Origin of the sequence: Plesiocystis pacifica SIR-1 (assembly GCF_000170895.1) — a bacterium.
Lineage (GTDB): Bacteria > Myxococcota_A > Polyangia > Nannocystales > Nannocystaceae > Plesiocystis > Plesiocystis pacifica.
Genome location: NZ_ABCS01000162.1, coordinates 1 through 13,546, shown reverse-complemented (window position 1 = coordinate 13,546; position 13,546 = coordinate 1). Strand labels below are relative to the sequence as shown.

Genomic DNA, 13,546 nt, shown 5'->3' with positions numbered 1-13,546 from the left:
CCCCGTTTTTTGTTTCGCGGGGGAAGGGGCTGTGAATGAATTCACAGCCCCTTTTATTTTAGCCGTGGTGGACGACGCCACGCCCTCCCTGCCCCACGTCCACGACTCAGGGACTGTGAGGTTTTCACAGCCCCTTTTATTTTAGCCGTGGTGGACGACGCCACGCCCTCCCTGCCCCACGTCCACGATTCAGAGACTGCCAACGAATCCACGCCCCCGCTCGCGGGGGCGACCACCAGCCTTCTCGAAGGCACGAACCCCATTGCCCACCAAGCCAAAGCGGAGGAGCGGATAGCGACGAAGCGCCCCCGGTCCTCAGATGCCTGTGGGGGCAGAGCAGAACTCAGTCGGCGTCGAAGGGCAGCCCGAGGTGCTCGGCGACGCGCTCGGCCTGGCGCAGGTTGGCCTTGGAGTAGCTCAGGCGCAGGAGCTCGTGGTCTCCGGGCTCGAGGCTCAGGGTGATGATCGAGCTGCGCCCGGACTGGCGCACGCTCCGACGCAAGCGCGCGCCCTCCGTGGGGGCCTCGCCGCGCTCGAGCCCGCTGCGCCAGCGCAGCTGCCCGCCTTCGCGCCGGATCACCGCGGCGGTGTGCAGGCCGTAGGCGAGGGCGCAGACCGCCACGACGGCGGGAGACACGAGGGCGAGCACGGGCGAGGTGCCCTCGGCCAGGGCGGTGGCGACCATGCTCGCGCCGACGCCGAGGGCGGCGAGGCACACGAGGGCCGCGCCCACCGGGGCGTTGATCACCGAGCCAGGGCGAAAGGCGAGCATGGCCTCACCACTCCACGAGCATCGGCATGGCCAGCAGCTCGTGCTCGAAGTACTGGCGCTTGGCCGGGCCAAAGCCGACCCACAGCAGCGTCAGCCGGCCCTCGTCGGGCTCGAGCACGACGGTGTAGAGCTGCGGACGCAGCTCGTTGAGGCCGCCCGCGCGGTCGTCGACCCACAGGGTCGGGCGCTCGCCGGGGAGGCGCACGGACCAGTTGGGCAGCTGGGGGTGGAGGTTGGCGGTGGTGATGGTCTCGCCGCCGCCGAGGTAGGGGAAGCGCAGGCCCATGGACGCGCCGTTGAGCGCCCGCCGGTCGAAGTGCTTGGGGATGTCGAGGAGGTTGGGCGGGTAGAAGAAGATCTTGCGATCGGCGTAGCCGTAGCGGACCTCGGGGAAGGCGTCGACGTACTGGGTGAGGTCGTCCTCGGCCCACTCGGGGGTCTGGCCGAAGTAGCCCATGCGCGGGAAGTTGCCGCCGTCGAGCCAGTCGAAGCTGGCGGGGATGGGCAGCAGCGGCCAGTACCAGGGGTCGCGGACGATGATGCGGTCGCCGCTGAGCAGGTCGTGGGGGTCCTCGAGGTTGGGCAGCTCGAGGGCGTCGAGGCTCTCGGGGTGGTCGTCGACGAGGTAGCCCTTGCCGCCGCGGTTTCGCGGGTATCGCCACGGGCTGGCCGCGGACAGGACCAGGTCGCGGGTCTCCGGGTCGAGCTGGTCGCCCATCGCCTCGACGGTCGAGCCCCACTCGCGCTCGGCTCGCTCGTCGACGCCGCCGTAGGCGTAGGCGTAGGACAGGGGGACCTTGTCGAGGACCGTCGGCTCGCTGAACGCGATGCGCCCCGTGGCGGTCTTGATCAGCTTGCGCTCGCCGAACACCGCGACCTGCTTGGCGGGGTAGCGGTGGACCTGCACGCCGGCGTAGAAGGCGGGGGCGCCCGCGTGGTTCCAGGCGTGGCCGCGGACGACCACGTCGGTCTCGAGCTTGTCGAGGAAGAGGTCGGGCTCGGCGAGGATGCACTCGGGGTTGTCGGGGTCCTCGACCACGCCGTAGTTGAGCGGGAGCTGCTCGGGGGCGAGGTGGCAGCGGCCGTCGGGGCCCACGAGGTAGGTGCGCTTGGCGAGCACGCCCAGGGACATGCGGCCGTTGCGGTCGGCGCCCGAGATGGGCATCTGGGTCAGCGCGGGGGCCTCGCTGACGACTGGCGGGGGCTCGAAGGTCATGGCGCCTGAAGGTCTGGTAGCCGGCCTAGTTGCCGACGTCCTCGACGGAGGGGTCGTTGAGGTAGTCGTTGACCGAGTCCTCGGGGTAGCAGGCGTTGGGCTCGTCGGGGGGCGGCGTCGACTGGTTGGGCTCCGGCGTGGCGGTGGAGTCGGCTGGCGGGGTGGCGGTGGAGTCGGGGGGCGGCGTGGGCGGGGAGTCGGCCGGCGGGGTCTGCTGCGGCGGCGGGGTCTGCTGCGGCGGCGGGGTCTGCTGCGGCGGCGCGTCGACCCGGCGCTGGACGTCCTCGGGGGTGTCCATGAGGTTGTTGTCCTCGAGGATCTTGCGGGTGCCGCCGTAGAGCGAGGGCACGGGGCTGCCGGGCATGTCGACGGCCGTGCCCAGCGGCGAGCCGATCAGGAAGCTGACCACGTTCTCGCCGGCGAGGACGAAGTTGCCCACGAAGCGCTCGAGCCGGGCGGCGGCCTGGCGCTGGAGCTGGCGCTGGAACGCGCCGAGGGGGCCCTTCTTGCCGGCGGCCTTCCACAGCGCGCGGGCCTGGCTGCGGGCGATGCCGCGGCTGAGGGTGCGGATGCCCAGGCGCGCGGCCAGCCGCCGGCCCCACTTGTCGAAGAAGCGGCCGACGAAGCCGAGGTACTTGGCGCACACGATGTTGATGATCGTCTGCAGCAGCCAGTCCATGGCCATGGCGTAGAGCCCCCCGAGGATGTCGCCCCAGGTCATGCCCACGGCGGTGGTGTTGAAGGTCAACACGAAGCCGAGGGGGCTCGGGAAGGGGAAGCCGCAGTTGAGGTTGAGGTTCGTCGTGACCAGGACGGCGGCGGCCGGGTTCCCGCCGCTGCCGTGCTGATCCGTGACCTGGATGGCGCTCGGACCGAAGTGGCTCTTGGAGGCCGCGAGCACGATCTCGATGGCGATGATGATGCTGAAGGTCCCGAAGTGGGGGATCATCAGGCCGATGTCCGTGCCCTTGCACATCGTGCCCTGGACCGAGTCCGCGTAGACGGTGGTGCAGTAGAGCGTGGTCAGGGACACCGGGTTGCCCATGACCTGGGTCGTCGCGTAGGGCGTGGGCGCGGGCAGGGGGCCCGGGGGCAGGACGGGGATGTGCCAGTCCACCCCGATCATCGGGTGGAAGTAGCGCAGGACGTTGAACATCATGGCGGCTCGGCTCCTCGTGCGCGTCAGCCCTCGTGGGCCCGCGGGGACCAGCGCAGCTGGCAGGCCCGGGCCTCCATGCGCTTGACCGCGTAGCGGAAGGGGTAGCGGTAGGTGATGAACACGCGGCGCTCGTCGGGCTCGATGCCGATCTGGTCGATCTGCAGCTCGCGCTCGACGTGGGCGTCCCCGATGTCGATGTGGGTGCACAGGGGCAAGGTGGGGATGCGAAAGCTCAGCGGGCCCTCGAAGAGCACGCCGTAGACCGTGCACGCCGCCCCGGGGACCACGGCCTGCTTGGGCGCGACCATGTCGGGGAAGGCCGCGTTGAACAAGCTCGGGTCGATGCGGGTCATGACCCCGCGATCGTCAAACTCGACGCTGCGCCGGGTCTTGGGCCCAAAGCCCAGGGGCGCGAAGCCGACGCCCACGGGGTCGGGCTGGTCCTGCCAGCGCACGATCGGCCGGCGCGGATCTTCGATGTTGGGCAGGGGCTGATCGATGGCGTGCTCGAGCTCGGAGTAAAAGCCCTTGCCCCCGGGGTTGGACACGAAGGGGATCTGCAGGCCGTCCCAGGGCTGCACGCCGCCGTAGGCCGTGTCGAGGTCGAGGGGGTGCTCGAGCACGAGCTCGGGCGCGCTCATCTGCAGGTCCCCGCCGCCGGCGAAGGTCCGCTTCCAGCGGCGCTCGCCGTAGACGTCGACGCCCCCGACGAAGTCGGCGATCTGCACGCGAACCTCGATCTTTTGGGTGGGCTGGCGCCGCGGAGCCCGGGCGGAGCCGAACACGAGCACGTCGACGCCCCCGCGGAAAAAACAGTCTTCGGGGATCAGCTTGCCGACGGGCGTCTCGTACTCGGAGGTGTCGATCAGCCAGCTCTGCTCGCTGTCGAGGAGCAGGCGGCCCTCGACGACGCGGTAGGTCGCGCGCGCGACCACGGCCGCGGCGATGCGGTCTTGGTCCATGATCGTGCGCCACAAGATGGCGGGCACCGGGGTGACGTTGTCGAGCTTCACGGGTCTAGCAGTTCAAGCGGATGCGCTCTCCGGCGATCTTGACGTCGTCGTTGGCGTCGAGGCGGACGTCGCCCAGGCGGGCCTCGAGCACGTGCTCGCGGGCGCTCGACAGGTTGTCGCCCTCGGCGTTGACGATCACGTCGCCGCCGCTGCGCAGCTCGAGGCCGGCGCGGGCCTGGATGTCGACGCGCTCGGCGGCGAAGCGCAGGTCGCCGTCGACGGCGATGGCCAGGCCCGTGCCCACGCGCAGCACCGGGCCCGCCGAAGTCAGCTCGATGGTCAGCGGCGTGTCCCCGCCGGCGTTGGTCAGGCGCAGCACGGCGCCGCCCTCGGGGGCGCGCTCGATGGTCAGCGTGTGGCCCTCGACGGGGATGGTCTGCAGCGCGCTCGTGCTCGGCTCGCTGTGCTCGCGCGGCTCCCTGGGCTGGTTTGATTGGTCCGGATCGCTCATCTCGCTCATCGGCCTCCCTAGTTGATCTTCACCATACCGCCGGTCACCGTGACCGTGCCGCTGCCCGTGACGTCGACGCTGGGCCCGTCGACGGTGACCCCGCCGGCGGTGGCCTCGACGGTGCCGGCGTCGCCGGCGAGCTTGGAGCTGGGCGACTGGACCGTCGCCGTGCCCACGCCCTCCATGAGCGCGTTGCCGTCGAGCACGAGCTTGGAGCCGCCGGAGCTCTCGGTGCTGACGTTGGCGTCGAGCTTGAGCTTGCTGCCGCCGCTGCTCTGGGCGTCGACGGTGGCGTCGAGGGTGACCACCGAGCTGCCCGAGCTCTCGGCCTTGACGTTGGCGTCGAGCAGCACCTTGGAGCCGGCGGCGGACTGCATCAGGGCGTTGGCGTCGAGGACCAAGGTAGCCTCGCCGCCGGCGCTGAGGGTGATCTTGCCGGGCACCATGGTCAGCGTGCTGCCGCCGCAGGTCAGCTTGATCTCCGTGGGCGCCTGGATCGCGATGGTGTTCGAGGTGTCGAGCTCGTAGTCGCCGGTGATGTTGAGCTTGGACCCGCTGACCCCGGCCTCGGGCTCGGAGCCCTCGATGTTGACGCTCTGGCTGCCGGTGATCGTGACGATGCGGTTCTTTTGCACCGACATCGTCTGCTTGCCCGAGATGGACTCGCTCTGATCGCCGCTGACGGTGTTGGTCTGGTTGGCGCTGACCGTGGTCGAGTGGTTGTTGAGCACGGTCTCGTTGAAGTCTTTTTGGGCGTGGAGGAACACCTCCTCGCTGCCCTTGGCGTCCTCGAAGCGGAACTCGTTGAAGCCGCCGCCGCCGGGGGAGCTGTCGCTCTTGATCGTGCTCTTGGTCTTCTCGTCGGGCAGGGGGTAGGGCGGGGTCTGGTCGCCGTTGTAGACGCAGCCGACGATCAGCGGGCGGTCGGGGTTGCCGTCGAGGAAGGTGACGACGACCTCCATGCCCACGCGGGGGATGAACATCGAGCCCCAGCCGGCGCCGGCCCACATCTGCGCGCAGCGCACCCAGCACGAGGCGGTGCCGTCCTCGGGCGAGAGCCGGTCCCAGTGGAAGCGGACCTTGACGCGGCCGTGGGGGTCGGTGTGGATGTCCTCTTGGTCGTCGTCGGCCGGGCCCATGACCGTGGCGGTCTGGGCCCCGAAGATGCGCGGCTTGGGGGTGTGGATGGCCGGGCGGTAGGGGGTCTCGAAGGGCACGCACTCGACGGAGTTGACGTAGCGGTGCGCGTCCGCGCGGGCGCCCTCGACCTCGTCGCCCTCGCCGTCATGGTTGACCCGGGTGATCAGGTACTCGAGGTGGCTGAGCTCGTCGCGGTGGTGGGCGCCGAGGAAAAAGCGCATCCCGGCCTGGGCCCCGCTGAGGTTGGACTCGCCGAGCAGGACCTTGACGTCGCGGCGCTCGAGCTCGAGGCGGCGCACGGACAGGGGCTCGCGCTGGTCGAGGTCCTCGCCGGTGAAGCGCATCGCGTCGGGGTCGCCGATGGGGTCGTCGACGATCTGCCGGCGGTCCTGGTGGTGGTAGAGCTCGCGGGTCCGCCCGCGCTCGTCGGCCTCGCCCTGCTCGTGCTCGTCGACGTTGGTCGGGTTCTTGAAGTTGTAGGCCCGGGTCGTGACCTTGGTGGTCCGCTCGCGCTGGACGAGCTCGAAGAACTGCAGCGACTCGCGCTCGGCGTTCTCGGGGTTGTCGGGGATGATCTCGACCTCGTCGCCGACGCCGAGGGCCAGGGTCGGGAAGGACTCGTTGGCGTCGATCAGCTGCACGCGCTCGCGGCCGGTGTCCTCGTCGGCCTCGAACACGTAGGCGATGCCCTCCTCTTGGAGCAGGCGGTTGCAAAAGTCGAGGTCGGACTCGCGGAACTGGATGCACACGTCTCGGGCCTCGTACTGCCCGCTCAGCCCGGTGCTCACGTCGATCTCGCGCTCGTACTCCCCGAGCCCGGCCCCGAGCACCTCGTCGACGATCTCGGGCACGGTCATGCCCTGGAAGATGCGAGTGTCGATGCGCTGGCCGAGCAGGCTCAGGGCGGGGACGACGTAGGCGACGACGGACAGGAAGCCCTCGCTGACGCCGAGGTCGTCGACGCGGCGGACGACCCCGCACACCGAGCGCAGCAGGCCGCCGCGGTGGATGACTAGCTCGACGCTGCGGCCGAGCAGGAGGTCCGTCTCCGAGTCGGCGCCGAGGCCCTCGCTGGCGAGCTCGACGACGAGCTCGTAGGGCTCCGAGATGGCCTCGAACAGGCGCATTCGGCGGACCCGCCAGTCGGGATCGATTTCGTCGAGGACCGAGAAGCTGTAGGTGACGAGGTCGAGGCGTTCGTCCGACACGGTGTTCCTGCTCCTGGGCGGCGCGCGGGCGCCCGGCATGCGGGGAAACTGTCGGATGGTTTGGCGCGCTTGGCCAGGGCCAGAGCTCACGCAGGCCGTGGCGCCGCGGGAGCGCGCGGACGGGCCGTCCTCGCGGCGGGGTCGAGGGTGTCGCTCGCGACGGGCTGCGGCCCGCGTATTCAGTCCAGGGCCAGCGCGGCGCCGTCCGGGGCGTCGGCTCCCCCGGGGGCGGGCACGCCGACGAGGCTCGCCAGGGTCGGGGCGATGTCCACGGTCCGGGCGGGGGTTTCGACGACCTCGGCCGGCCCGACGAAGGGCTCGCCGAACAAGATGATCGGGACGCGCTGGTCGTAGTCGTAGGGGGTCCCGTGCCCGGCCCCGGTCGGGTAGTGGTAGACGCCCGGCTCGACCTGGACGATGAGGTCGGGGCTGCGCTCGGGGTGGAAGGAGCGGCGGTAGGCCGCGCGGTAGGAGTCGCGCGGGGTCGCGGGTCGCCCCGCGGCGGTCTCCGTCGCGCTCAGCTCGTCTCGGGTCCACGCGTCGGCGACCTGCCCGTGGGCGCGGAGCTCCTCGGCCAGGGCGGCGCGGAAGCGCTTGCGGGTGTCCTCATCGACGGCTTCGGTGAAGCGCAGGCTGACGCCGTGGGTGAAGGCCGGCTCGGGAAGCTGGGCCGCGTCGAGGCCGACGCGCTCCGCGGCCGCCGCGGCCATGGCCGCGTAGTGCTCCTTGACCACGAAGCGTCCGCGCTTGGGGAAGGCCGCGGGGTCCGCGTACTCGGGCATCGGCCCGCCGCCGTGATCGCTGGTCAGGGCGAGCACGTAGCCGTCCGGCCCAACCTTCTCATCGAGGGCGGTCAGGAAGGTCCCGATCGCGTCGTCGAGGCGCAGGTAGTAGTCGTGGACCTCGACGCTGAAGGGCCCGTAGCGGTGCCCGGCGTAGTCGCCCCCGCTCAGGCTCACGAGCAGCAGGTCGGGGACCGCGTCCTGGCCCAGGGCCATGGCGTCGAGGGCCTCGGCGGCGAGCTCGAGGGTCATGTGATCGCCCCAGGGGATGTCGCGGACCACGTTCTTGGGCGTGCGCGCGCTGCCTCGTTCGATCGCGTGGGGGAAGGCCTTGGTCAGGGCGAAGTCGTTGAAGGTGGCGACGACCTCGGCCCGGGTCTCGGCGCGGCTGCCGGCGTACTCGTCGAGGGGCAGCGAGGGGATCCAGCCAGCCTCGCCGTACAGGAGCTTGGCGCGATCCTTGGCGTTGTAGGCCGCGACCCACTCGGGGATCGCCGGGGCGAGGCGCTCGGTGGTCGTGAACCCGCCGCTGTCCGCGTCCTTGCCGTCGTCGTACCACAGGGCCAGGTCGGGGCCCTGGCCGCCGAGCAGCAGGGAGGCGCGGTCTTTGAGGGACAGGGCGACGACCACGGAGTCCGCGTTGGCGGCCTGCATCCAGTCGCCGAGGGCCGGGCGGAGCAGGTGGCGGGCCGACGCGCCCACGGCCTCGCGCCCGCTCGAGTCGCTGCCGAACACCCGCGCGCTGGCGACCTCGTCGTCGACGGCTCCGACCTTCTCGCCCGCGGCGGCGTCGTACCAGCGGTTGGCGACGATGCCGTGGTGGGCCGGGAAGGCGCCGGTGGCCACGGTCGCGTGGCCGGGGCCGGTCTCGGTCAGGGCGTGGACGTGGCGGGCCTGGGTGTAGACCCGGCCCTCGTCGTGGAGCCGGCGCAGGCCGCCGTCGAGCTGGGCGCCGTAGCGCTCGAACACGTCGGCGCGCATCTGGTCGACGACCAGGACGACGACGAGCTTGGGCCGGGGGGACTCGGCCTTGGGCTCTGGCTCTGGTTTTGCTCCTGGCTCTGGCGCCTCGGCGGAGCGCGCATCGGAAGCACCCGGCTGCGCGGGCTTGGAGCACGCGAGGGCGAGGGCGAGGCTGGCGAGCGCGCAGGTGAGCGGGGCGGTCAGGCGCACCGGGGGACGCTAACAAGGGGCCCCCAGCTGGGCCAACGTCGAATCGCAAACGCCGCTAGCGCGACAGCAGGTGGGCGGGGACGTCGAGTCCGCCCACGCTCAGGGCCTCGAGGGGCTGGCCGTCGAGCTCGACGCTGACGACCGTGGCGTCCCCGTCGGCGACCCGGTGCATGGCGGCCGGGAGCGCGCGGGTGGGCCCGTCGACGCCGCGGCCGAGGGCGACGGCGGCGTGCTCGTCCTCGCGGGATACGCCGCCGCGGGTGTTGGCGATCCACCACAGCGGATCCGAGCCGTCGTCGGGGATCACGCCCACGAGGATGTCCTGGGGGGCGCGCGCGGGCGAGGCCCCGTCGTTCCAGCTGGTCAGCTCGCGGATCCGGTTCCAGTTCTTGGTCCAGGTCCAGTCCGAGCTCCAGTTGCCGCTGTAGCAGTAGCTCATGTAGTCGTGGGCGGCGGTCGGGTTGTAGAGCTGGAGGTCGCGCAGGCCAAAGCCCCACACGCCGATCTCGCCGTCGTCGTGGGGGTACTCGGGGTCCGGATCGTCGGCGTCCTTGCCCGGGCAGTAGACGTGGGCGAGGCCCTGGAGGTGGCCGACCTCGTGCACGAAGGTGTCGGCGGCCCACTGGTCGTCCCCGTACCACAGGCCCGTGGCGACCCGCTGCCAGTCGACCTCCTGGGTCGGCGGAGGGGTCGAGAAGGCCATGCCGCCCGCCCCGTCGATGCCCGTGGTGCACCCGTCCATGAGGCCGTAGTAGTACTGCCAGGGCTGGGCCCCGTCGGCCTCGCGGGCGGCCTGGAGCGGCGCCATCATGTCCCACAGCGAGCCCAGGGTCTGGGTCAGCACGATGGGCTCGTCGCGGATCGAGAGCGTCACCGACTGGGTGGGGTTCTTCATGTACATCATGTCCTCGAACAGCTGCAGGAGCTCGGCCGCGGGGGGCGTGGTCGAGCAGCCGGGCCACTGCACGTGCACGGGGACGATGACGATCTCGAGCTCGAGGGGCTCGGACTGGACCCCGACGGCGGCGGGCGCCCCGTCGAGGGGATAGACCGGGAGGGTCTCCGGCAGCGGGGCGCTGCTCGGCTCGGTCTCGTAGAGCGCGACGCTGAAGTCCATGCCCGAGGCGACCTCCTCCTCGACCAGATCGAAGTAGAAGGAGCGCTGGATGTCGTTGGGGCTCGAGGGCGCGTCGACGAACACCTCGATGGACTCCTCGTGGGTGCTGCCGTCCTCGTAGGTCAGGGTCAGCCGGGCCTCGATCTCCCGCGGCTCGAAGTCCGGCTCGGTCACCCAGTAGGCGCGCAGCAGGGCCTTGCGCCCGGACACGATCGCCGAGTTGCGCTCGATGCCGGGGACCCAGTCGCCGCCCGCGACGATCGGGACGGCCACGCCCTGGTTGACCTCGAGCACGTCGATGGTGATGCCGCGGGCGTACTCGGTGCTCTCGCTCGACTCGTCGCCGTCGTCGTCGCCGGTCCCGTCGTTGGCCTCGTCGGAGCCCTCCCCGCCACCCCCGGAGTCTCCGCAGGCGCAAGGCAAGAGCAGCGTCGAAAGAAGCAGGGCGTGGAGGGGCTGGGCTCGGTTGGACATGGCGTTCACGAAGGGGGGAGAGGGGGTCGAGTCAGAGCGCGTCGCGGGTGGGGACTCCGTCGACGAGGCGCAGGAGACCGAGGGGGTTTTGGTCCTGGAGGGCCGGGGGCACGAGGGCCGCGGGCGCGCTCTGCAGGCACAGCGGTCGGGCGAAGCGCTCGATCGCCGCGGTGCCCACGGAGGTCGTGCGGGCGTCGCTGCTGGCGGGCCAGGGCCCGCCGTGCTGCATCGAGGGGCAGACCTCGACGCCGGTCGGGAAGCCCCCGAACAGCAGCCGGCCGACGCGGCGGCTGAGCACCGGGGCGACGCGGCGGACGAGGCCGGCGTCGTCGCTGTTCTCGGCCGCGTGGACGGTCGCGCTGAGCTGACCCTCGAAGCCCTCGAGGGCGGCGAGGAGATCGTCGGCGTCGCGCCAGCGGACCACCAAGCTGGCGGGGCCGAACAGCTCCTCGCGCAGGCTGGGGTCCGCCGCGAGGGCCGTCGCGGTGGTCGTGAACAGGGCCGGGAGGCCCCGCGTCTCGGGCCCGGCGCAGGTCAGGGGGACGCGCTCGGCGTGGGCGCTGGCCGCCCGCGCCTCGACCCCGCGGCGGTAGCCCGCGAGGATGTTGGGGTCGAGCATGACCCCGGCCCCGGCGGCCCCGAGGGCCTCGGCGAGGCCGGCCACGAAGGCGTCGCCGGTCTCCCCGGCGGGCACCAGCAGGACCCCGGGGTTGGTGCAGAACTGGCCGACGCCGAGGGTGATGGAGCCGGCGGCCTGCGTGGCGAGGGCGGCCCCGCGCTCGCGCAGGGCCCCGGGCAGGAACACCACCGGGTTGACGCTGCCCATCTCCGCGAACACGGGGATGGGGTCGGGGCGGCTGGCGGCGGCTTCGAGCAGGGCCCGGCCGCCGCGCAGCGAGCCGGTGAAGCCCACGGCGCGGGCGCTGGGGTGGCGGACCAGGGCCTGGCCGACGGCGTGGCTGGGCCCGTGGACCAGCGAGAACACCCCGGCCGGCATGGCGCACTCGCGGGCGGCGGCGGTGATCGCCTCGCCGACGAGCTCGGAGGTGCCGGGGTGGCTCGGGTGGGCCTTGGCGATGACCGGGCAGCCCGCGGCCAGGGCCGAGGCCGCGTCGCCCCCGGCGACGGAGAAGGCCAGGGGGAAGTTGCTCGCGCCGAACACCACCACGGGGCCCACGGGGACGAGCATGCGGCGCAGGTCCGGGCGCGGGATCGGCTGGCGCTCGGGCAGGGCCCGATCGATGCGCGCGCCGACCCAGCTGCCCTCGCGGACCAGGGCCGCGAAGCTGCGCAGCTGGTTGATGGTCCGCCCGCGCTCACCGACGATGCGGCCCTGGGGGAGCCCGGTCTCGGCCGTGGCCCGCTCGACGAGGGCGTCGCCGAGGCCCTCGATGTGCGCGCCGATGGCCTCGAGGAAGGCGGCCGTCTTGGCCGCGAGATCCGGCTCGACGAGGGGATCGAGGGCGCGGTGGGCCGCGACGGCGGCGGCGAAGGCCGCGTCGATCTCGGCCGCGCTCGCGTCGGCGACGGCGGGATCGAGGGCCTCGCCCGTGGCCGCCTGCGTCGCGCGGTGCTGGGCCTCGGCGTCGCGTCGGCGCTCGCCAGCGATGAGGTGTTTGCCGTGCAGGCTGGTCACGCGCTCACCTCGGCGATCATCGTGCGGATCTCGGCGGCCGTCGGCACGGCCGGGCGGCGGCCGAGGTGCTCGCGGACCAGGGCCAGGGTCCGCTCGCGCTCGGAGCCCGACAGCGGCGCCCGCGGGGCCCGGACGCGCTCGTTGCCCATGTCGACCTCGGCCTGCACGAGCTTGATGCGCTGGACGAAGTCGGGGACGCAGTCGAGGCGCAGCAGGGGCAGGAACCAGTGGTAGATGGCCGCGGCCTGGGCCCGGTGCGCGGCGCTGGGCGAGCGGGCGAGCTCGAACACGGCGATGGACTCGGCCGGCAGGGCGTTGACCAGGCCCGCGACCCAGCCGTCGGCGCCGATGCTCCCGGCCTCGAAGGCCATGTCGTCGAGGCCGGCGAAGAGCCTGAGGCGCTCGCCGAGCAGGGCCCGGACGGCGGTGACGCGGCGCAGGTCGCCGCTCGACTCCTTGACCGCGACGACGCGCTCGTGGGCGCCGGCGAGCTCGGCGATCTGCTCGGGGAGCAGGTCCGTGCCGTAGGCGATGGGGTTGTTGTAGAGCATGCAGGGCAGCTCCGTGGCCTCGATGACGGCCTCGAAGTGGGCGCGGATCTCCGCCCACGGGCCCTTGTGCACGTAGGGCGGGAGGACCATCAGGCCGCGGCAGCCGACCTGCTGGGCGCCCCGGGCCAGGGCCGCGGCCTCCTCGGTCGACAGCGCCGAGATCGCGGCGACGACCGGGGTCTGCGTGGGTCGCCCGGCCTCGACGAGGGTCTTGCACAGGGCGAGCTTCTCGTCGCGGCTGAGGGTCGCGCCCTCGCCGAGGGAGCCGAGGGCGATGATGCCCGTGGCGCCGTGCTCGATCAGCCACTGCGCGTGGCGGGCCGCGAAGCCGTGGTCGATCGTGCCGTCCTCGGCGAAGGGGGTGGTGGTGGCAGGCATCACACCTTGGAATTGCATGGACATCAGGGGTGCTCGCTGGGAGTTTGGTGGTGGTTGGTTGGGAGCGTCGACAGACGCAGGGGGATCAGCGGGGGCCGCGGACGGGCGGCGGGGAGATCGAAGAGCAGCTCGAGGGCGGGCGCGCACACCCGGCCCTGGCACGGGCCCATGCCGCAGCGGGTGTGCAGCTTGACGCTGCGCGCGTCGGCGCCGGCCCAGCTCAGGGCCTCGCGGACCTGGGCCACGCTGACGTCCTCGCAGCGGCACACCAGGGTGCGGGCCGGGTCGCGCTCGAGCATGCGGCGCAGCTCGGGGCGCAGGGCGTAGGCGCGGGCGAGGCGGTCGGCGAAGCGGCGCTCGTGGTCGCGGCGGCGGGCGAGCTGTGTCGTGGCGGCGCAGCGGATGGCCGCGGCCGCGACCTGGCCCTCGAGCAGCGCGACGTCGACCCCGGCCACGCCGCACTGCTCCCCGACGGC

At 72.4% G+C, this 13,546-nt stretch carries 11 protein-coding genes; all 11 read right to left on the bottom strand.

The genetic code is table 11. From position 1 onward, the window contains the following. Positions 1–343: 343 nt before the first annotated feature. Positions 344–772, bottom strand: coding sequence for a hypothetical protein (locus PPSIR1_RS39500; RefSeq protein WP_006976925.1), 429 nt, complete (start codon positions 770–772; stop codon positions 344–346). A 4-nt stretch (positions 773–776) separates the two neighbouring features. Continuing rightward, positions 777–1,988 (bottom strand): DUF2169 family type VI secretion system accessory protein, encoded by a 1,212-nt coding sequence (locus tag PPSIR1_RS45210; protein ID WP_006976924.1) that lies wholly within the window; start codon positions 1,986–1,988, stop codon positions 777–779. Positions 1,989–2,013: 25 nt separating this feature from the next. Then, the gene (locus tag PPSIR1_RS45205; protein ID WP_006976923.1) at positions 2,014–3,147 is read right to left on the bottom strand and encodes a hypothetical protein; all 1,134 of its coding nucleotides are present in this window, start codon (positions 3,145–3,147) and stop codon (positions 2,014–2,016) included. A gap of 23 nt (positions 3,148–3,170) precedes the next feature. After that, positions 3,171–4,160 carry a DUF2169 domain-containing protein gene (locus PPSIR1_RS39490; RefSeq protein ID WP_006976922.1) on the bottom strand — a complete coding sequence of 330 codons (990 nt, stop codon included), beginning with the start codon at positions 4,158–4,160 and terminating at the stop codon, positions 3,171–3,173. Between the two features lie 4 nt (positions 4,161–4,164). After that, positions 4,165–4,620 carry a hypothetical protein gene (locus PPSIR1_RS39485; protein WP_006976921.1) on the bottom strand — a complete coding sequence of 152 codons (456 nt, stop codon included), beginning with the start codon at positions 4,618–4,620 and terminating at the stop codon, positions 4,165–4,167. Positions 4,621–4,628: 8 nt separating this feature from the next. Then, positions 4,629–6,959 (bottom strand): type VI secretion system Vgr family protein, encoded by a 2,331-nt coding sequence (locus PPSIR1_RS45200; RefSeq protein WP_006976920.1) that lies wholly within the window; start codon positions 6,957–6,959, stop codon positions 4,629–4,631. Positions 6,960–7,138: 179 nt separating this feature from the next. Next, positions 7,139–8,914: an alkaline phosphatase family protein gene (locus tag PPSIR1_RS39475; protein ID WP_006976919.1), complete on the bottom strand. Its 1,776-nt coding sequence runs from the start codon at positions 8,912–8,914 to the stop codon at positions 7,139–7,141. A 55-nt stretch (positions 8,915–8,969) separates the two neighbouring features. After that, positions 8,970–10,514: a zinc metalloprotease gene (locus tag PPSIR1_RS39470; protein ID WP_006976918.1), complete on the bottom strand. Its 1,545-nt coding sequence runs from the start codon at positions 10,512–10,514 to the stop codon at positions 8,970–8,972. A gap of 22 nt (positions 10,515–10,536) precedes the next feature. Beyond that, positions 10,537–12,141, bottom strand: coding sequence for an aldehyde dehydrogenase (NADP(+)) (locus tag PPSIR1_RS39465; protein WP_006976917.1), 1,605 nt, complete (start codon positions 12,139–12,141; stop codon positions 10,537–10,539). Further along, the gene (locus PPSIR1_RS39460; protein ID WP_006976916.1) at positions 12,138–13,094 is read right to left on the bottom strand and encodes a dihydrodipicolinate synthase family protein; all 957 of its coding nucleotides are present in this window, start codon (positions 13,092–13,094) and stop codon (positions 12,138–12,140) included. The genes PPSIR1_RS39465 and PPSIR1_RS39460 overlap by 4 nt, the downstream gene beginning before the upstream one ends. Continuing rightward, positions 13,094–13,546 (bottom strand): (2Fe-2S)-binding protein (locus tag PPSIR1_RS39455; RefSeq protein WP_006976915.1); only part of this gene is annotated, 453 nt, incomplete at its 5' end. The genes PPSIR1_RS39455 and PPSIR1_RS39460, both read right to left, overlap by 1 nt.

Excerpts from the sequence above, each read along its gene's own strand:
- PPSIR1_RS39485 (WP_006976921.1), bottom strand. The coding sequence starts at position 4,620 with ATGAGCGAGATGAGCGATCCGGACCAATCAAACCAGCCCAGGGAGCCG.
- PPSIR1_RS39500 (WP_006976925.1), bottom strand. The coding sequence starts at position 772 with ATGCTCGCCTTTCGCCCTGGCTCGGTGATCAACGCCCCGGTGGGCGCG.
- PPSIR1_RS39460 (WP_006976916.1), bottom strand. The coding sequence starts at position 13,094 with ATGTCCATGCAATTCCAAGGTGTGATGCCTGCCACCACCACCCCCTTC.
- PPSIR1_RS45205 (WP_006976923.1), bottom strand. The coding sequence starts at position 3,147 with ATGATGTTCAACGTCCTGCGCTACTTCCACCCGATGATCGGGGTGGAC.
- PPSIR1_RS45210 (WP_006976924.1), bottom strand. The coding sequence starts at position 1,988 with ATGACCTTCGAGCCCCCGCCAGTCGTCAGCGAGGCCCCCGCGCTGACC.